Annotated in this window: 19 protein-coding genes; 15 read left to right on the top strand and 4 right to left on the bottom strand. The window is 38.1% G+C overall.

All coding sequences use genetic code 11. The features are described from left to right. Positions 1-53: 53 nt before the first annotated feature. Positions 54-1,145 (top strand): CdaR family transcriptional regulator, encoded by a 1,092-nt coding sequence (locus tag NST46_RS01155; protein ID WP_251659327.1) that lies wholly within the window; start codon positions 54-56, stop codon positions 1,143-1,145. A gap of 103 nt (positions 1,146-1,248) precedes the next feature. Here NST46_RS01155 and NST46_RS01150 read toward each other — a convergent pair whose 3' ends face one another. From NST46_RS01150 to NST46_RS01140, 3 genes are all read right to left on the bottom strand, one after another. Then, entirely contained in the window at positions 1,249-1,737 is a 489-nt protein-coding gene (locus NST46_RS01150) for a hypothetical protein (RefSeq protein WP_095311010.1), read from the bottom strand. Positions 1,738-1,744: 7 nt separating this feature from the next. Beyond that, positions 1,745-2,749, bottom strand: coding sequence for a DUF3231 family protein (locus NST46_RS01145; RefSeq protein ID WP_303447526.1), 1,005 nt, complete (start codon positions 2,747-2,749; stop codon positions 1,745-1,747). Between the two features lie 111 nt (positions 2,750-2,860). Continuing rightward, positions 2,861-3,730: a LysR family transcriptional regulator gene (locus tag NST46_RS01140; protein WP_095311006.1), complete on the bottom strand. Its 870-nt coding sequence runs from the start codon at positions 3,728-3,730 to the stop codon at positions 2,861-2,863. A 196-nt stretch (positions 3,731-3,926) separates the two neighbouring features. Between NST46_RS01140 and mmgD the strand changes: the two genes are divergently transcribed. The 3 genes from mmgD to prpB all read left to right on the top strand — a co-directional run bounded on the left by mmgD (position 3,927) and on the right by prpB (position 7,523). Continuing rightward, complete coding sequence (gene mmgD, locus NST46_RS01135) at positions 3,927-5,036, top strand: citrate synthase (RefSeq protein WP_303447527.1); 1,110 nt, start codon at positions 3,927-3,929, stop codon at positions 5,034-5,036. Between the two features lie 38 nt (positions 5,037-5,074). Continuing rightward, a complete protein-coding gene (locus NST46_RS01130; protein WP_341136608.1) occupies positions 5,075-6,514 on the top strand; it encodes a bifunctional 2-methylcitrate dehydratase/aconitate hydratase in 1,440 nt (479 codons plus the stop codon). Between the two features lie 106 nt (positions 6,515-6,620). Then, complete coding sequence (gene prpB / locus NST46_RS01125; protein WP_095311000.1) at positions 6,621-7,523, top strand: methylisocitrate lyase; 903 nt, start codon at positions 6,621-6,623, stop codon at positions 7,521-7,523. A 116-nt stretch (positions 7,524-7,639) separates the two neighbouring features. Here the strand turns inward: prpB and NST46_RS01120 are convergent, their stop codons facing one another. Continuing rightward, positions 7,640-8,506 (bottom strand): LysR family transcriptional regulator, encoded by an 867-nt coding sequence (locus NST46_RS01120; RefSeq protein WP_341136607.1) that lies wholly within the window; start codon positions 8,504-8,506, stop codon positions 7,640-7,642. A 161-nt stretch (positions 8,507-8,667) separates the two neighbouring features. Between NST46_RS01120 and NST46_RS01115 the strand changes: the two genes are divergently transcribed. The 11 genes from NST46_RS01115 to NST46_RS01065 all read left to right on the top strand — a co-directional run bounded on the left by NST46_RS01115 (position 8,668) and on the right by NST46_RS01065 (position 19,826). After that, complete coding sequence (locus tag NST46_RS01115) at positions 8,668-10,185, top strand: aldehyde dehydrogenase family protein (protein WP_341136606.1); 1,518 nt, start codon at positions 8,668-8,670, stop codon at positions 10,183-10,185. 46 nt (positions 10,186-10,231) lie between these two features. After that, on the top strand, positions 10,232-11,413 hold the full coding sequence (locus NST46_RS01110; RefSeq protein WP_095310995.1) for an NAD(P)/FAD-dependent oxidoreductase: 1,182 nt from the start codon (positions 10,232-10,234) through the stop codon (positions 11,411-11,413). Positions 11,414-11,436: 23 nt separating this feature from the next. Next, positions 11,437-12,366: a 4-hydroxy-tetrahydrodipicolinate synthase gene (gene dapA / locus NST46_RS01105; protein ID WP_341136605.1), complete on the top strand. Its 930-nt coding sequence runs from the start codon at positions 11,437-11,439 to the stop codon at positions 12,364-12,366. A gap of 78 nt (positions 12,367-12,444) precedes the next feature. Continuing rightward, the gene (locus NST46_RS01100) at positions 12,445-13,242 is read left to right on the top strand and encodes an aspartate/glutamate racemase family protein (protein WP_095310991.1); all 798 of its coding nucleotides are present in this window, start codon (positions 12,445-12,447) and stop codon (positions 13,240-13,242) included. Between the two features lie 14 nt (positions 13,243-13,256). After that, positions 13,257-13,541 carry a (2Fe-2S)-binding protein gene (locus NST46_RS01095; RefSeq protein WP_095310990.1) on the top strand — a complete coding sequence of 95 codons (285 nt, stop codon included), beginning with the start codon at positions 13,257-13,259 and terminating at the stop codon, positions 13,539-13,541. After that, positions 13,525-13,842, top strand: a complete 318-nt coding sequence (locus NST46_RS01090; RefSeq protein WP_095310988.1) for a (2Fe-2S)-binding protein — start codon at positions 13,525-13,527, stop codon at positions 13,840-13,842. Before NST46_RS01095 ends, NST46_RS01090 begins: the two co-directional genes overlap by 17 nt. Positions 13,843-13,844: 2 nt before the next feature. Beyond that, on the top strand, positions 13,845-15,080 hold the full coding sequence (locus NST46_RS01085) for an NAD(P)/FAD-dependent oxidoreductase (protein WP_095310987.1): 1,236 nt from the start codon (positions 13,845-13,847) through the stop codon (positions 15,078-15,080). A 73-nt stretch (positions 15,081-15,153) separates the two neighbouring features. Continuing rightward, positions 15,154-15,756, top strand: a complete 603-nt coding sequence (locus NST46_RS01080; RefSeq protein ID WP_095310985.1) for a short chain dehydrogenase — start codon at positions 15,154-15,156, stop codon at positions 15,754-15,756. Positions 15,757-15,873: 117 nt separating this feature from the next. Beyond that, positions 15,874-17,373, top strand: a complete 1,500-nt coding sequence (locus NST46_RS01075) for an alanine/glycine:cation symporter family protein (protein WP_341136603.1) — start codon at positions 15,874-15,876, stop codon at positions 17,371-17,373. A 147-nt stretch (positions 17,374-17,520) separates the two neighbouring features. Next, a complete protein-coding gene (locus NST46_RS01070; RefSeq protein ID WP_341136602.1) occupies positions 17,521-18,213 on the top strand; it encodes an SDR family oxidoreductase in 693 nt (230 codons plus the stop codon). 134 nt (positions 18,214-18,347) lie between these two features. After that, a complete protein-coding gene (locus NST46_RS01065) occupies positions 18,348-19,826 on the top strand; it encodes an alanine/glycine:cation symporter family protein (protein WP_341136601.1) in 1,479 nt (492 codons plus the stop codon). Positions 19,827-19,847: the final 21 nt, after the last annotated feature.

Below are 19,847 nucleotides of genomic sequence, written 5' to 3'. Positions count from 1 at the left end.
AGGAAGTGAATCCGACATTTTTTGTACGTATCGACTAAAGGGGATGATGAATCATGGAAATGATAACAAAAGAAATTGCAAAGACAATCGTTAGAGAAACTTCTTTACGTTTAGGTCGTAACGTTAATATTATGGATATGGATGGAACTATTATTGCCACAAAGGATGAAAAAAGATTACATACGGTTCATGAAGGAGCAGTTGAGGTATTAAAAAACGGGAAATCCCTTACAATCTATTCACATCAGGATGAAGCATGGGAAGGAGCGCAACCGGGTATTAATTTACCAATTGTTTTCAAAGAGAGAATTATCGGAGTGATTGGGATAACAGGCAATCCAGATGAAATGGGAGATATTGCAGAATTAGTAAAGATGGCGACAGAGCTTATGATTAACCAAGAGTTTATTGCTTCACAGCTTGAATGGAAACAACGTACAAAAGAAATGATAATTGAACAACTGCTAAAACGTTCTCCTTCCTATGATGTAATGAATCGAGGACTAAGTATGCTGAAATTAGAACTTATTCCACCTTTCACAGCTATTGTCATTCGAATAGATGAACTTAAGATTCCCAAGCAGGATTTTATTCAGAGTTTGGAGAAGGTATTTGGCGAAACGTATGTAATAACAGGATTTATCAGTCTTAATCAAATCTTTATTGCAACAACGGGACTTGAAGAGAGGGACCTGCTGACTAACATCCAATCACTTGCACGGCTTTTAAAGAAGCTAAAAATAAAATTTAGAATGTCTTATAGCTTAATGTTTCACGAATTGCAACAATTAAACAAAGCCTACTCTGATTGTAAGCTTGCCTTAAGGATAGGCGATCCTAAAACAGAGATTATTTCATTTGCTCAATTAGAAGTGAGGGCATTATTGTATCAAATTGATAAGTCTGTTGGAAAAAGGTTCTCTAACAGAATATTGCAATGTGTGGACAAAACAAAAGCAGGAACGTTAGAGGCGTTTTTTGCAAATGATTTGAATATCCAAAAAACGGCTGATGCGTTATTTTTGCATCGTAATACGCTAATTTATCGGATAAATAAGATTGCTAATGAGACAGGTTATGATCCGAGGAAGTTTAATGATGCATTAATATTACAGGTTGCTTTGTGGATTTATGAACAGGAGTAAAAAGAGCTTAACTTCTGGAAAGTATAGCACAAAATAAAAAGTGGATATTTCTTTGCATTAGCCGGTTTCGTATAAAATACTTAAAACCGGCAGCAGAAAGAATTTATCCAGAGCTTTTAACATAAATTTTAAACAATACCTTTCGAATCAGTGCCCCAACACCTAACCCAATTGGAAGAAATAATATAGGCAGCCACATCGGTCCAATGTATACACCAAATATTGTAAGTGTGGGAGAAAAAATTAAGCCTACTGTAACAAAATAGGCTGAAAATACAAGGGGGAGGTAAGCGAAAGGTTTTTCACCACCTCCGGCATCTTTATAAGCATCCCAGATAGCAAAGAAATATAAACAGGGGTAAAACATCAACCATAAATAATTTGTCTGTGCAATGGCCTCTTCGATTTTCATATTAAAGCTAAGTACAATAATGGTGTTAAAATTCCCCATTACATTAACTAAAAACTCTAATCCAATTAGTACGAAACCTTTCATATATTTACGATTTAAAAGTTGACCGAATCCTGGTAAAGCAATACTCCACAGAAGTACTTCAAGTTTTTTACTTTTTAAATCTGCCCTTTTTTCCATTTTTAACCTACTTAGCTAACCCTTTTCGATCAGCTGCCATTGGTGGTTGCTCCATCCAGCCATTTTCAATCATAATAGAAGCACCGTCATTTGCATAATTAGCTATTTCTACCATTAAACGGCTGTATTGAACCGCTATATCGTGTCTGGGACTTAAGGACATAGACATTCCATATTGGCCAATACCAGATGCAATTAACGACGATGTTAAAACCATCATGAACTTATCTGAAAAAGGAGGGTCAGTAGATTCAGTTACTTCTGGAGTCAGCAAGATTGTACCGTCTGATAAATAGCTATTGCTTAAAATAGAGTTAAAAACTTCTATATGTTTTTTGGATATTTCACGGCCTCTTTCAAAATACTTTCGTACATCCTTTGACTGGGCAACTTGACTAAAACCGGTCATAACAGCTTGCCCCAGTGAATTTCTTCGTGCATTGAACACTAGATTTGTTATTTCGGACCCTAATAATGGGCGTCTGTCTGTCAGCCATCCTGCAGTGAAGCTTTCCTTTTTAACAAAGTCAATTTGACTGGGAGTCGGTATGTGTGGCGCACGGATATGGATACCTATCTCTTTTGAAAATTCTTTTGTTTTCATGTGCAGTTCTTCAGAGTCTGATAAACAATCAGCGTAGAATTGCAGTAAATCACTTCTGACAGCAGTCGTCAAAGAGGCGACATGACTAGCTAAATTGACAACGGTCATATTGAATACAAAAGCAAGATAAAGCTTATCAGAGAATAGACGGGGTGCATTTAAATTTACGTCTTTCTCTGTAAACCCCTGTGGAACTGGATAATCCTCTTTCCTGAAAAAGTCGGTTGTTTTTTCAAGCTGCTGTTCTGATAATGTGAGTGCATTTTCAATTATGCTGCGGATATCTTCATTGTCGACATGCATTAAAAAATACTTTAAACCACATATGGCCATTGAATTACTTTGATAGCCAGCCCATAAAGTTGAAATCTCTGGAGCCGTTAATTTAATGTTATCATGATTTCCCATACGTATTTATTCCTCTCATAAAGTGTTCGCTCATTTTCTTCCGTTAGTTTCTGACTAATAATATTATTTATGCACGGATATAAGCTATTTCTTGTTTCGGCTTTAAGAGAGTTATAAAGATTTCACATCCAACGTTTGAATAAATCGAATAAAAGCTCGTACAATGTTCATTTGTAATGCATCTTCATGATAATACATCCATGTTTTTCTTATCATTGGCTCTCCAGATGGTAGCATAATTGGTTTTATAAAAAGTTCTGTATAAGGACGAACAACTAAATTTGCGATAATCGCATAGCCTAGTCCGTTTACAATCATTTCTTTACAGGTTTCTACTTGATTAACTTGAATGGTAATATTAGCCCTTTGTGAATAGTTATGGAACCACCATTCATCCACCATGCTTTTCATATGCTCGTCAGTGCGGTAATCAATCCGTGGCATGCGCGGCAGTTCCTCCCACTTGAAATCCCATGGAGATGCAATACATACTTCTTCTTCGTATAAAAGCTCTTTGTTTTCTTTCCATGGATAGTCCCCTTTAATAAAGCTAATATGCACCTCATTGTTTAAAATTAGTCGATGCATTTCACTACTCCACCCGGTTACCATTTGACACTCAACATTTGGATATTCTTTTTTAAAAAGACGTAATAATTTCGGCATCTTATTTAATGCAAAAAAATTCGAAACACCAACTCGTAACGTACCTGTTACTTGATTTTTCATGTTATTAATTTTCTCTTCAATCTTCCGTTGTTCCCGAAGCATATTTTGTGCATGCTGTGCTAAATGCTCTCCTTCAGGTGTGAATGTAACACCTCTGCGCTTTCGGAGAATGAGCTGTACACCGTAGTGCTCTTCTAATTTTTGAATCCTTGATGTTAATGTGGGCTGTGATAAAAAAAGATGCTCTGCTGCTTTTGTAATATTTTCAGTAGAATATAGTGCAGCCAGCATTTCCCAATCTTGATAGTTCATCCTTAATCGCCTCACTTTTATGAGCTATAGAAAAAATCAATGGCTAATTATTAATATTATATATTTTTATAATTTTCAATTCAATATTATAATGAAATTGGAAATGGTTTGAAAGCGCTGTCTGTTTGGTGATGTAGTGAGCCGAATTGTTCGTCATAGTATTTTCTGAGATTTTAAAAAAGCTAGGGGGATATTCATGGAAACAAAAGCAAAATATGTGCCAGGTCTGGAAGGGGTAATTGCAGCAGAGACGTCCATTTCGTTTCTTGATGTGGAGAAGGAACAAATCATTATTCAAGGCTATGATCTGATTGAGCTATCGAAACGTAAAGATTATGCTGAAATCGTGCATCTCTTATTAGAAGGGGAACTGCCAACAGCAGCTGAGAAAGCGAAGTTAGAAGAGATATTGAAGGATTATTATGATGTGCCTTCAAATGTGATGGATGTACTTCGATTATTGCCGGAGCAAACACATCCAATGGATGGGATGCGTACTGGTTTGTCTGTTTTAGCAGGATTCGATGAGGCGATTGAAGATCGAACATTGCCAGCTAATAAAAAACGAGCTTATCAATTGCTGGGTCAGCTTCCGACGATAACGGTGAATAGTCACCGGATAATAAATGGACAAGAACCGGTTTATCCACTTCAGGATTTATCCTACAGCGCAAATTTTTTGTACATGATTACTGGTGAAAAGCCTTCTGAGTTAGAAGTAGAAATTTTTGACCGTTTGCTTCTATTGTATAGTGAGCACGAAATGCCGAATTCTACATTTGCTGCACGTGTGATTGCGTCCACGAACTCGGATATCTATGGAGCGTTAACCGGGGCAATTGCTTCTTTAAAAGGAAATTTACATGGCGGGGCAAACGAAGCTGTGATGTATATGTTAAATGAAGTAAAAACCGTATCAGAATTTGAAGAACTGCTACTGAAGAAATTACAAAAGAAAGAAAAGATTATGGGGTTCGGTCATCGTGTATATATGAAAAAAATGGATCCAAGAGCATTGATTACGAAAGAAGCATTAAGGCAGCTATGTGAAAAAGACGGGGATTATCTGTTGCTTGAAATGTGTGAGGCAGGCGAAAAGGTTATGGAGAAAGAAAAAGGACTTTATCCAAATCTTGACTACTATGCAGCACCAGTTTATTGGAAACTGGGAATCCCAATCCCACTATATACGCCAATCTTTTTTAGTGCGAGAACAGCAGGACTGGCAGCACATGTCATTGAACAGCATGAAAATAATCGATTGTTCCGGCCGCGAGTTAATTACACTGGCGCACGGCATGTTTGATAAACAAAAAAAAGAATGTAAGGGAAAGGATGCTTATCATGTTACAAACGGATACTTATAAAAAGACAGATGCATTAATAGAGGAAATTGTAGATTACGTTTTGAATAAAGATATAACGAGTGAAGAAGCATATTCAACAGCCCACCATGTACTAATCGATACATTAGGATGCGGAATTCTTGCACTTGATTATCCAGAGTGTACGAAGCTGCTCGGACCAGTCGTTCCTGGTACAGTTGTTCCAAATGGTGTGCGCGTGCCTGGGACATCTCATGTACTTGATCCAATTCAGGGAGCATTTAATATTGGAACAATGATTCGCTGGCTTGACTATAACGATACGTGGCTTGCTGCAGAGTGGGGACACCCCTCAGACAACTTAGGTGGAATTTTAGCAGTTGCTGATTATCTCAGTCAAGTTAGAATTCAGAAGGGGAAAGAGCCGCTAAAGGTGGAAGATGTACTGGAAATGATGATTAAGGCACATGAAATTCAAGGTGTGCTTGCGTTAGAAAATAGCTTGAATCGTGTAGGACTTGATCACGTTCTATATGTAAAAATAGCAACAACAGCTGTTGTAACAAAAATGCTTGGTGGTGGACGTGAAGAAATCACGAATGCATTGACAAATGCCTGGATTGATAATTCAAGCTTACGTACGTATCGTCACGCTCCGAATACTGGTTCACGGAAGTCTTGGGCTGCTGGAGACGCGACAAGCAGGGCAGTACGCTTAGCTCTGATGGCAATGAAAGGAGAAATGGGCTATCCGACAGCATTAAGCGCACCTGGCTGGGGATTCCAAGACGTACTATTTAACAAGCAGGAATTAGTTCTTAGTCAGCCGCTCGACAGTTACGTAATGGAAAATGTGTTGTTTAAAGTTTCCTTCCCAGCTGAATTCCATGCACAAACAGCAGCCGAAGCAGCGGTAAAGCTTCATCCTGAAGTAGTCAATCGTATAGGTGAGATTGATAAAATTACAATTACAACGCATGAATCAGCGATTCGGATTATTGATAAAAAGGGTCCGCTCAATAACCCGGCCGATCGTGATCACTGCTTGCAGTATATTACAGCAATTGGACTTTTAGAAGGAGATATTCGCGCTGAGCACTATGAGAATGATTTTGCTGCAAATCCAATTATTGACGGGTTGCGCGATAAAATGGTCGTTGTAGAAAATAAATCCTATACAGAGGATTATCTTGATCCGAGCAAGCGCTCGATTGCAAATGCGGTGCAGGTACATTTTACGGATGGCACAGTGACGGAAAATGTAGAGCGAGAATATCCATTAGGACATCGGTTCCGCAGAGATGAAGCAATACCTAAAATCATTGAGAAGTATGCAGCAAACCTTGCTACACATTACACGGAAAAACAGCGTAAGAAAATTGAAGAAGTTAGCTATGACTACAACAAGCTAGCAAAAATGAATGTCAATGAATTTGTAGAGTTATTTATTGCGCAATAAAGGGCTGTAATCCCTTAAAACAATATGCGTAAGGAAGAGAATAAGGCAAGATGAGATAAACATCCTGTGAATTTCTGTTTATATTTAACGAGAGGGAGGAACGTTTATGGCATGGATTGTAGACCAACAATCGACTCAGAAGGAATTAGCTGATCGGTTTAAAGAACAGATGCTTACCGATAACATTTTACAAATACCTGGTGCGCATGATGCAATGGCAGCATTAATCGCAAAGGATGCAGGATTTTCCGTTTTATATTTATCAGGTGGAGCTTACACAGCAAGCAGAGGATTACCTGATCTCGGAATTGTTACATCAACAGAAGTGGCAGAACGTGCAAGAGACCTTGTCAGGGCAACAAATTTACCCGTCTTAGTTGATATCGATACAGGCTTTGGCGGTGTGTTAAATGTTGCTCGAACTGCTCGCGAAATGGTAGAAGCGAATGTTGCCGCAGTTCAAATTGAAGATCAACAGTTACCGAAGAAATGCGGTCATTTAAATGGAAAGCAGCTTGTAACGACGGAAGAAATGGTACAAAAAATCAAAGCTATTAAAGAAGTAGCACCTTCGTTAATCATTGTTGCAAGAACAGATGCAAGAGCAGTAGAGGGGATAGATGCTGCTGTAGAGCGTTCCCAGAGTTATATACAAGCTGGTGCAGATGCAATATTCCCGGAGGCATTACAAACCGATGAAGAATTTCGTCTTTTTGCGAAAAAATTAGACGTTCCATTACTTGCAAACATGACAGAGTTTGGTAAAACTCCATTTATTACAGCAGAGGAGTTTCAAAACATGGGCTTTCGGATGGTAATCTACCCAGTTACATCTTTAAGAGTAGCAGCGAAAGCATATGAACGAATCTTTAACTTAATTAAAGAGCAAGGCTCCCAAGCAGATGGTGTGTTTAATATGCAAACGAGAAAAGAGCTCTATAAAACCATTTCCTACGATGATTTCGAAGAATTGGATAATACAATTGCGAAGACGGTATTAGAAGAATAGTATAACGGTGTATAAGGCATGGAATCGAATTTGGATTCCATGCCTTATTTTGATCGTGTAATATTAAATTAAGTCAAACCGTTAACTATACTCTAAGTAGTTTATACCGAACACCTTCAAATTTCCTGAAACAGCTCGGTAACAACAGAAATAAACCGTTGTGTTGCATGTGATACTTGATTGCACGTTGCTAATCCAATCATTCGATATGCATCATCTTCTAAATCAAGTACGGTTATTTTTGGAGTTCGTTTCGTTAGGACAAGTCCTGGGCGAATATTAATGCCTAAGTTCGCTTGAACAAGGGCTATAATGGATTGGTCATCTGATACCTCATAGGCAATTGCAGGATTGATTTTGTGACTGCTGAAAAAATCGGATATTTCATTATCCCAGCCAACTTTTGGTTTAATTAACGGATAATCCCCAATTTGACTGATTTTCATCACTTTTTGTTTAGATAATGGACAATCATTCGAAACAATACAGTAGAGCTTGTCTTTTTTTAATGGGATGTACACTAGCTGTTTATTGTTCGAAATGGTTGAAAAACAGCAGTCTAATTCACCAGCTATGACTGCATTTTCTAGACTTTGATAATCATCTTCGTATATTTTAATGGTTATTCCAGGAAACCTTTCCTTAAACACAGTAATAATTTTTGGCATCCAATTAGTGGTAACGCTTGCAAAAGTGCCAATATGAATTGTTCCTCTTTCAATCCCTTTTATAGCTGCAGCTTCTTGGATTAAATTTTCATAAGCATTCGTAACTGAAAGGGAATGCTGATAAATTCTTTCCCCCTCACTTGTTAACGTAACACCAGAACGATTACGAATTAATAGCTGTATATCTAACTCTTCCTCCAGATTTTTTATAGCATAACTGATACCGGATTGAGAGAGATTTAGCTCTGCTGCAGCCTTTGTTATGTTTTGTAATTGAACAACCTTATTTAATATTTCAAACCGTTGAATGCTCATTTCGTATCCTCCTTTCATGAATAAATTTGATGGCAAGTATGTAAAATTGTTATTTTACTAATGGTAATTTTTAATATAGCATTTATTTATAGTTAATTCAAAAAATATAATTTGTATTCGTTTACAAATTATCGAATGCATCGAGAAGGGAGTTTGACCAAATGTTAAATACAGTAGCTCATAATATGTCTGTCTTACGCGATAAGGATACAGTGGAAGGTATGTATATTGATGGGGAATGGAAAGTAAGCGCTTCGAATAATAAACGTGAGGTAATCAACCCTGCAACGAATGAAGTAATTGGAAGTGTCACGGAAGGTACGATAGAAGAAGTAAATCAAGCAGTGATAGCTGCTAAAGATGCCTTTTATAAAAATGGCTGGAAAAGCACATATGCACGTACGCGAGCAGATTATCTGCTCCAAATTGCCAGTAAGCTAGAAGAACGCAAAGACGAAATTGCGATGCTTGAGACATTAAATAATGGAAAAATTTATGATGATTCAATTACCGATGTGGAAGATGCTATTAATCAATTCCAATACTATGCTGGCCTCGCTACAAAGCCGCATGGACAGACATATGAAGTACCAGATGAAATTCAAGCAATGGTTATACGGGAGCCGATTGGAGTTGTTGCAATTATTGTTCCGTGGAATTACCCACTCGTAATGGCAGCGCAAAAAATGTCGGCCGCATTAGCGGCTGGATGTACGGTAGTCGTTAAGCCATCCACCCAGACACCACTAACGTTAATTCGACTGTTTGAAATTATCGATGAGGTTGGTCTGCCAAATGGAGTCGCAAATTTAGTACACGGATCTGGCTCTGTTGTTGGAAATGAATTAATCAATCACCCTGATGTTGAAAAAATATCTTTTACTGGGGGAACATCGACAGGAAAGCAAATTATGAAGGATGCTGCAAATACGCTAAAAAAAGTTGGATTGGAACTTGGTGGAAAATCACCGAATATCGTTTTTGCTGATGCGGATTTTGAAACAGCAGTTGATTATGCACTGTTAGGAATATTCGCAGGCCAAGGTCAAGTATGTTCAGCTGGTTCACGGCTCCTCCTTGAAAAAAGCATCTATGACAAGTTTGTACCAGAGTTAGTTTCACGAGCAAAGAAGATTAAGCTCGGGCCGGGATGGGATGATACTACTGAAATGGGACCACTTATATCGATATCTCATATGGAAAACGTATTAAATTACGTGGAAATTGGCAAAGAAGAGGGCGCAGAACTTTTATGTGGAGGCAAGCAAGTAACTGAAGGGGATCTCGCAAAAGGTAACTTTGTTGAACCAACGATTTTTACGAATACGACTCCAGATATGCGCATTGTTCAAGAGGAAATCTTTGGACCTGTTCTTGTTATTCAAGTGTTTGAAACGGAGGAAGAAGCAATTGAATTAGCAAATGGAACAGACTTTGGACTTGCAGCAGCAGTATTTACAAATGATGGTGCAAAAGCACAACGCGTGATTCGCAGGTTGCAAGCAGGGATTACATGGATTAATACGTACCACCCGACTTTTAATGAAGCGCCCTGGAGTGGTTACAAGCAAAGCGGTTTAGGTGGAGATTTAGGAACATATGGTTTTGAAGAGTATCTATATAAAAAGCAAGTAAATATTGCCCTTGAAGTAAAGCCTTCTGGTTTTTATAAAGGCTAGACACATTTAAATAGAAAGAACAGCTAACGAAAGGAGGGCGGGCTTCATGAATTTCGATATTATCGTGGTTGGAGCTGGAATTATTGGTTGCAGCACAGCTTATTATCTATCAAAAGCCGGATATAAGGTTGGATTAGTAGAGAAGGGAGATATTGCAAGCGGAACCTCCAGTCGTTGTGATGCAGTAGCACTTATTAGTGATAAAAAGCCTGGGATTGATACAGATATAGGCTATAAAAGTATTCAAATGTATAAAGAATTGGCCAAAGAATTATCCTTTGATTTTCAATTCTCTTCCAGAGGTAGTTTATATGTATGTGAAACGGAGCAAGAATTAGAGATTGCTGCAGAGTACGCTGCACAGCAGAGAAGTGATGGATACCGTATGCAAATTGTTGATCAAAAAGAACTTCTCGAGATTGAACCTAAATTAGCCAAAGATTTAATTGGTGGGATTTGGACGGAAGTTGATTCAACAATGAACCCTTATTTAGTCTGTTACGCCTTTATAGAAGAAGCAAAGAAATATGGTCTAAAGCTTTTTACGAATCATGAAGTTAGAGAGATTGGCAGAGGAGTTCATGGTCGTATTGAAAAAGTGATAACAGACAAAGAAATAATCCGAACCGAACGAATTGTAAACTGTGCTGGTGTATGGGCAAGCCAAATCGGTGACATGGTTGGAATCGATATTCCGATTCGTCCAAGAAAAGGAATGATTCTAGTAACAGAAAAGACGGATAGAATTGTGAATCAAAAAGTGCATGAGTTTGGCTATATGCTTTCCAAATTTGAGGATATCAATTATAAGCGAGACGTTAGTAAGTTGGTAGAAGATCATAATATTGCGTTTACGATTGAGCCAACAGATGCGGATAACTATCTCGTAGGTGGGCACCGCGCTTTTAATGGATATGATATTCGGTCAGAAAATCAAGTGATTAGAGGAATTGCTGAACGGGCGATGCGTTTTCTGCCAGTTTTAAAGGATGTAAATTGTATACGTGCGTATGCAGGAATAAGACCTTGGGTAATTGATCATTTGCCAATTGTGTCTGAAGTAGAGGAAGTTCCAGGCTTCTATATTGCTAGCGGGCATGAAGGGGACGGTATTAGTATGGCACCTATTACTGGAAAAATGATTACCCAATTAATTTCTGGAGAAAAAACAGACTTCGATATAAGTCGTCTCAGATTTTCGCGTTATAAAGAAGCTATTATTTCATAAAAAAACATGGGGAGGAATTACTAATGAGTATTGCACCAAAAGGTATAATTGTACCGCTAATTACACCGTTCAATGAAGATGAAACGATTAATTTTGAGGATTATAAGAAAGTAATCGACTTTCAAATTGAAAATGGAGTTCATGGTCTTCTCGTTGGAGGCACAACAGGAGAATACCATGTGATGTCATTAGAGGAACGCAAAAGTTTGATCAAGGCTGGTTGTGAGTATGCTGCAGGAAGAGTGCCTGTAATGGCAGGTGTTGGATGCGCGACTGCCGAGGAGACAATCGAACTTGCGAATTATGCTGGAGAATGTGGAGCGGCATGGGGGCTTGTTCTACCTCCTTATTATCAACAGACAAGTGAAGAAGGAATCCGTGCATTTTATAAGGAAATAGCTGAAAAATCAAGTGTCGGAATTGTCATTTACAATTATCCAGGAGCAACTAACGTTTCCCTTTCACCTGAATTGATCTATGAGTTGAGTCAGGAAGAAAACATTGTAAGTGTTAAAGAATCTGCGGATTTTGGCCACTTCTGTGATGTTCTAGCTATAACGAAGAATGTTGAAAACTTTACTGTCTTTACCGGTGAAGAACCATTTATTCTTCCTTCTCTCTCAATTGGAGGTCAGGGTGCTTTTGGAATTCTCGTTAATTTGCTTCCTAAGGAACTTGTAGAGCTTTACGAATTGGTAGCCCGAAAGAGCGATATAAATGCAGCACGTGCTTTGAATCAGAAATTATCAGGTATTTATGGCCTGATGGAGGCTGAAGGCAATCCATATCCAGGACCGGTAAAAGCAGGGATGGACTTGATTGGTATAAAAGGTGGAAAGGTGAGAAAACCTTTAACACAACCTACTGAAGAAATAAAAACGAAAATTAAAGAAGAACTAATAAAGCTAGGATATGAAGTTAGCGAACTGGATAAATCTGTTGTTTCGAATTAGTATCAGTAGAGCTTTTCTAAAATAAATAGATGAATCGTTTCGGAGAAAAGTCATTCTCTGAAACAATAAGGAGGAGCCATGATTAACTTGCAAGAGTTGGATAGAGAACGAGAACATGAGTATTTAGGTAAGGAAAAAGAGTGCGGTATTATTTCGATGAAAAAGGGCATGTATGTATCAGGGTTCTCTATTGGGATTTTATTTTTAGACAACTGCTGGTATCCAACAATTCCTGGAAATGTAGCAAATCTATCGACCTATGATTTTCCTGTAGTGATGAAAGTTGTACCAAATTGCACGCAAGAAAGAATCCATATTGGGGATCCGACGCTGGTCGATGATATTATTGCAACAGCAAAACAATTGGAAGCGGAAGGAGCACGTGCCATTTGTGCGGCTTGTGGATTCTTTGGTAATTTCCAAGAACAGGTAGCAGATGCTGTTGATATACCCGTCTACTTATCAAGTGTCATTCAGCTGCCATGGATAAAAGCAGGTTTAAAAATTAATCAGGAAGTTGGCATGTTGACTGCGGATATTCATGGAATTACGGAAAACTTATTTAGAAGCTGTGGCATAACGAATTCAGACTATGTAAAAGTTAAAGGTTTAGGGGAGCTACCAGAGTTTTCAGCTATAGTTGAAAGCAGAGGAAGCTTTAATAATAATATCTTACGAGAAGAAGTCGTTGATGCTGCTTTGGAACTTATAGAAGAGAATCCAAATATTGCTGCGATCTTACTAGAATGCAGTGATTTGCCACCATATGCTTCTGATATCCAGCGTGCAACAGGACTTCCGGTCTTTGACTTTATTACCATGATAAAGTGGGCGCATATGGCAACGACCCAGAAACCATATCACGGTTTCATTTGATAGGAGGGTTATTTATGGCGGTAGAAAAAACAATTGTATGCAGATGTGAAGAAGTAACATTAGAGACAATCCAAGATACGGTACATCAGTACGCCTGTTCCTCACGGGAAGTGAAATTGCGTACAAGAGCAGGGATGGGATACTGTGGAGGAAGAACATGTCGGAATGTGATTGATCAAATTGTTGCGGAAACTAACAAGGAACCTATTAAAGACGAAGTACAGCTTAGCTATCGTTCTCCAATACGTCCAGCAACTTTCGCCGTGCTTGGAGGTGGAAAACATGACAATGAGAATTGACAATCATCCAGTATTAGGAAAACAAACAGAGCGGAATCAGATTACCATCTATTTTAATGGAAAACCATATGAGGCATATGAAGGTGACACGATTGCATCAGCAATGATGGCGCAAGGGATATACGCTCTTCGTCAACACGAAGTAAGTGGCAAAGAGAGAGGAATCTATTGTAATATTGGTCACTGTTATGAATGCCGCGTAAAGTTAGAGGAAAGAAAAGTAGTTCGGGCATGTATTACTCCTATCTATAATGGGATGAAAATTGATTCACTAACTGGATTTGACGAAAGGAGTGGATGAAGTTGTGGAATTTACTCATTATTGGAGCCGGTCCCGCTGGCTTAAATGCAGCAATTGCAGCTGCAGAAGAAGGCCTGAAGGTAAAGATAATTGATGAATTTACGAAAGTTGGAGGCCGACTACTTGGGCAACTTCATCAAGAGTCAACAGGTAATTGGTGGAATGGAATAGAGGTTGCAACTGGACTTCATGAAAAAGCAGTTCACTTAGGAGTTAAGATAGAATGCGGTGTATCTGTATATGATTTAGAACAATCCGAGTTTGGATGGAAGGCTTATACTTCCCAAGGAATTGAAAAAACGGATAAATTGTTATTAGCGACAGGAGCAACGGAAGTCCCAAACCCAATTCCAGGTTGGACTATCCCTGGTGTTATGTCCATTGGCGCTGCTCAAGTGATGGGAAATGTGCATCGGGTTAAACCAGGCAATACATGCGTTATTATTGGTGCCAATGTACTTTCAATTGCAATAGCTAACGAATTAAAACTTTGTGGAGTAGACGTTAAAGAAATTATTATCCCACAAGCGAACACTAATCTATCAGATAATGGGACTCCTGAAAAAGTGATGGAATCGTTCATGCGACTTACGCACATGGCTCCAACTGTTTTATTGCGGCAAGCTGGTAAGGTTGCAAAGTATATTCATCCAAGTTTTGCAGTCAAATTTTATCCTAAAAATGGCATAAAGTTATTTGATATTCCAATAAAAATAAAAACTGCAGCTACAGAAATTTTAGGAGAGAGCAAGGTCACAGGTGTTAAGACAGTAAATGTTAGACCAAACGGAGAAATTATTTCAAATACGGAGAAGATAATTGAAGCTGATTTTGTTTGTATAGCAGGTGGATTAGCTCCATTACCCGAATTGGCAGCGCTTTCAGGTTGTGTGTTTAAATATGTCCGGGAGTTGGGAGGCCATGTTCCAATTCATAGTGAGCGAATGGAGACAAATGTAGAAAATCTTTTTGTTGCAGGCAATATAACTGGAGTAGAGAATGCAAAGATTGCAATGGCGCAAGGTACTGTGGCAGGTCTTACCATTGCCTCTGAAATAAATGGCAATAAGCTTCAGATGGAATCGCTTATAGAAAAGGCTGTAGCGGCGGTTAGAAAGGAAAGGGACGAAGCATTAATACAGTTCCAGCCAAACATTGCTGAAGCAAGAGATTTAATCTATCAAGAATTTGAATTAGAAGACAGAAATATGGAAAGTCCAAAACGATCGATTTCCTAAAGAGAAATAGTTGAGAGAATTATTGGTAGGCATAAAATAGAAATATAGATTGAAAAATAAATGAGGTGGAGAAATGAAAATTTTAGTAGTAGGTGCAAGTGGGACAATAGGAAAAGCTGTAGTAAATGAATTGCAAGGTGATGATGTAGAAATTGTCCAGGCTAGTCGCAATAGCTCAGAAGTAAAGGTTGATATTACTTCAACAGAAAGCATTCAAAAAATGTTTGAAGAAGTTGGTAATATTGATGCCCTAGTATGTGCAACAGGTGCAGCGCATTTCGGGTTAGTTGAAGAAATGACTCCTGAACAAAATCTTGTTTCAGTAAATAGTAAGCTTTTAGGACAAATCAATTTGGTGCTTCTAGGCTTGGAATATATTCAAGATAAAGGAAGTATTACATTAACCACTGGTATCTTGATGGATGATCCTCTGGTGAGGGCGGCTTCATCAGCTATGGCAAATGGCGGTGTTCGCGCCTTTGTTAAATCAGCAGCTATCGAGCTTCCACGAGGAATTCGTATTAATAGTGTAAGCCCGAATGTAGTTGAAGAATCAATCGATAAATATGGTTCTATATTTGTAGGAGCAGAACCTGTTAAATCGAAAAGTGTTGCTCTTGCATTTAAAAAGAGTATCTTAGGAGCGCAAACAGGTCAAAGTTACAATGTTTACTAGAAGCTAGAAAGGAAACAACCTTTAGAAAACAGTAAACTCAAAATGTTCTAATCACCTAATAAGTTTCACGCAGTATACTAGAATCTTATTAGGTGATGTTAAACCAGGAGGCATCCTATGGATAGTTTTATTAGTTTGTTAAATGAGATTATATGGAGTCCAGCATTGGTCTACTTTATTTTAGGCGTTGGATTATTTTACTCCATTGTTACTCGTTTTTTTCATATTAGATATATTAAAGAAATGATTAAGCTGACGTTTACTGGCAATGGATCGAATGCAGGAGTGTCTTCTTTTCAAGCCTTATCCATGTCTATAGGAAGCAGAGTTGGGATTGGTAATATTGCCGGAGTAGCAACCGCAATTACGCTTGGTGGGCCAGGGGCAGTATTTTGGATGTGGGTAATGGCTTTCTTTTCAGCAAGTACTGCTTTTATAGAAACGACACTTGCTCAAATATATAAAGTTAAACAGGATGGAGAATATCGAGGCGGGACTCCTTATTATATTGGCAAGGGGTTAAATCTGGAATGGTTCGCTGCAATCTTTGCTATCGTTACGATGATTTCCATGACAATTCTAGTACCTGGAATTCAAGTAAACACAATTGCTCTTTCTCTTGAAGGAGCACTTGGAATTAATCCAATCATTACGGGTAGTTTTCTGGTGCTATTGCTTGCAGCTGTTATTTTCGGGGGCGTAAAGCGAATTGCAAAAACCGCTGAGATCATCGTACCCGTTATGGCTATAAGTTATATTGTCATTTGTATTATTATTCTACTTGCTAACTTTACGGAAATACCGAATGTGATTTCATTAATTTTTTCTAGCGCAATTAACCCTGACGCTACATTTGGAGGAATTATTGGCTCCGCAATTGCCTGGGGCGTACAGCGAGGTGCCTTTTCCAATGCTGCAGGGTTTGGTAGTGAAACGTTTGAATCGGGAGCTGCAGAAGTTTCTCATCCTGTAAAGCAAGGTTTGGTGCAAGCGCTTTCTGTTTATATCACTACACTGGTTATCTGCTCGGCAACTGCTTTCATGGTCATCATCACAGGCATGTATAACGTAGAATTGGCGAATGGTACAACGGTTGTGAATAATATCGGTGAGGTGGAAGCAGGTTCTAGTAATGTACAGCTAGCAGTTGAATCTGTTTTACCCGGTCTTGGCGGTCCTTTTGTCGCGATTGCAATTTTTTTCTTTGCATTTACAAGTCTGATTACGTATTCCTATAAAGCAGAAACAAGCCTCGCATATATGAATCGTAATCGCAAAGTAAAAGTTACTTGGCCGTTAACTGTGTTAAAGTTCGGGCTCTTAGTTACTGTGTTTTACAATAGTACGAATTCAGCTTCGTTAGCATGGGGATTTGGTGATTTAGGATTTGGGGTCATGACATGGTTAAATATGATAGCTATCTTGTTTTTAACAAAGCCTGCATTAAAAGCTTTAAAGGATTATGAAATGCAGAGGAAACAAGGTAAAGACCCTGTATTCAGGCCTAGTAAGGTTGGAATTAAAGGAGCAGAATTTTGGGAGAAAGAATATGGTTCAAGGGAAGAAATTGCGTCAAAAGTAGAACAAGTTTCCAAAAAAGATCGCAAAGTTATATAGATGAAATTAAAATTTAGGTGGAGCTGTAAAGAAGAAAGAAACATTATCTCCGAGATAGAAATTATCCAAATAGAATGTTTTAAAGTTTGCTTGAAAGGAGTTGCATATTTGCAAGTGTGGCTTCTTTCAGGAAGGGAGGATTAAGGTATGGACTATGGAACTGTTGTAATAACTGGTGCCGGAAGTGGGTTAGGAGCATCTTTAGCGAAAAAATTTGCACTGCTAGGTAGTCACGTATGTTTATTAGGGAGATCAAAAGAAAAATTAATTCAAAGTGCATCACAAATAAAAGGCGACACTTCCTTTTATGAAATAGATGTGAGATCTAAAAAAAGTGTACGGGAAGTAATAGGAAAAATTAAGCGTATTCATGGATCGATAGACTATCTGATTAATAATGCTGGGGTGGGGATTTTTAAGTATTTAGATGAGTTGGAAGAAGATGAGATCGTCCAAATGCTAGATACTAACTTAAAAGGGACGATATTTTGTACACAGGAAGTATTGCCATATATGAAAGAACAAAATAAAGGACAAATAATCAATATTGTGTCTGGCTCTGGGAAAGTAGCGAAGGAAACAGAAAGTGTTTATAGTGCTAGTAAGTTTGGAGTTCGTGGGTTCACTGACGCGATTGTACTGGAATTAGCAAATACGAATATTAAAGTTCATTCTGCTTACATGGGAAATATGAGAACTGATCTATGGGAAAAAGACATGGATGAGGAACGGTTAGCTAGCTTTATGGACCCTGATGATGTGTCTGATGTCATTATTGGAAGCCTTCAAAATCAACATAAGATGTATGTTAAGGATATTACGATTTTAAATCACTGTTAAATAATTCATGATGAAATTCACTCATCAGATTAAATTTTATTACATGATTAAATTTCAGAAAATTAAAATAATAAATGCGGTTATTTTCACTTGAGATTAGTCATTTAAAACCAAATGTCAATAGGAGGCTATTTATGGGAGAAATAGTAGGCTGGTTTAGTGGATTGGTTTGGAATCAGTATTTTATTTATGCTTTTTTAGCAATCGGATTATTCTTTACCATAATTACGCGATTTGTCCAAGTAACCCACTTAAAAGATATGGTTCAATTAGTATTTAGCAGGAAGGATTCAAAAAGTGGTGTGTCATCCTTTCAAGCAATATCGATGTCATTAGGGAGTCGAGTAGGGACGGGAAATATTGCTGGTGTTGTAACCGCGATTGCTTTAGGTGGACCTGGTGCTGTTTTTTGGATGTGGGTGATGTCATTTTTAGGCGCTGCAACTTCATTTATTGAAATTTCTTTAGCACAAATCTATAAAAGTAAACAAGATGGAGAATATCGCGGTGGACCACCCTATTATATCGAAAAAGGGTTAGGATATAAAAAATTAGCTGTCGCATACGCCATTCTAACCATCGTGGCAAACGGATTTCTGTTAATGAATATTCAATCGAATACAATTGCAGTATCGATGCAAGGAGCATTTGGAATTCAGCCAATTTTTATCGGATTGTTTTTGGTAATCGTATTGGCAATGATTATTTTTGGTGGAACGAAAAGAATCGCTAAAACAGCAGAGTTCCTTGTGCCTATTATGGCGATTGGCTATCTCGTTGTATGTATCATTGTATTAATTGTAAACTTTACGTTCATTCCTGAAGTTTTTAATTTAATTATTTCAAGTGCTTTTGGTATCAACTCAACTTTTGGCGGATTAGTTGGCTCTGCTGTTGCTTGGGGCGTACAACGCGGATTCTTCTCCAATGCTGCTGGATCTGGTGGTGAAACTTTTGAAGGCGCTGCTGCTGAAGTATCTCATCCTGCTAAACAAGGATTAGTACAGGCTTTAGCGGTATATATAGATACATGGATAATTTGTTCGGCTACAGCGTTTATGGTTTTGATAACCGGGATGTTTAATGTCCATCCGATCGGTGAAGAAGCCGTTGTTACAAATATCCCTGGAGTAGAGGCAGGTGCTACAAATGTTCAATTAGCTGTCGATAATGTTCTGGCCGGATTTGGGTATCCATTTCTCGCGATTGCTTTGTTGTTCTTTTGCTTTACAACGATGATTTCTTATTATTATAAATCAGAAACTTCTTTGGCATATATCATGCGTAATAAGAAAATAAATAAACGATTAACTGGAGATGTATTAAAGTTTTTGGTGTTAATTTTTGTATTCACTGGTTCCATCGTTGCTACAAGTACAGCATGGGCACTAGGTGATATTGGTCTAGGGAGCATGGCATATCTTAATATTTTCGCCATTGTTCTTCTTCGTAAACCAGCACTCGCGGTGTTAAAAGATTATAAGGAACAAAGAAAAGCTGGCAAAGACCCAGTATTTGATCCAATTAAGCTTGGTATTAAAAACGCAGATTTCTGGGAAGAGCAGATAAAAAATAAGAACGATCAAAGTGATGGAAAGATTCGGAAAATATAAGGATGAAAAGGGGTAGAGATT

Origin of the sequence: Oceanobacillus sp. FSL W7-1309 (assembly GCF_038002145.1) — a bacterium.
Classification (GTDB): Bacteria; Bacillota; Bacilli; order Bacillales; family Amphibacillaceae; genus Oceanobacillus; species Oceanobacillus profundus.
This window is presented reverse-complemented; position numbering and strand designations above follow the sequence as displayed.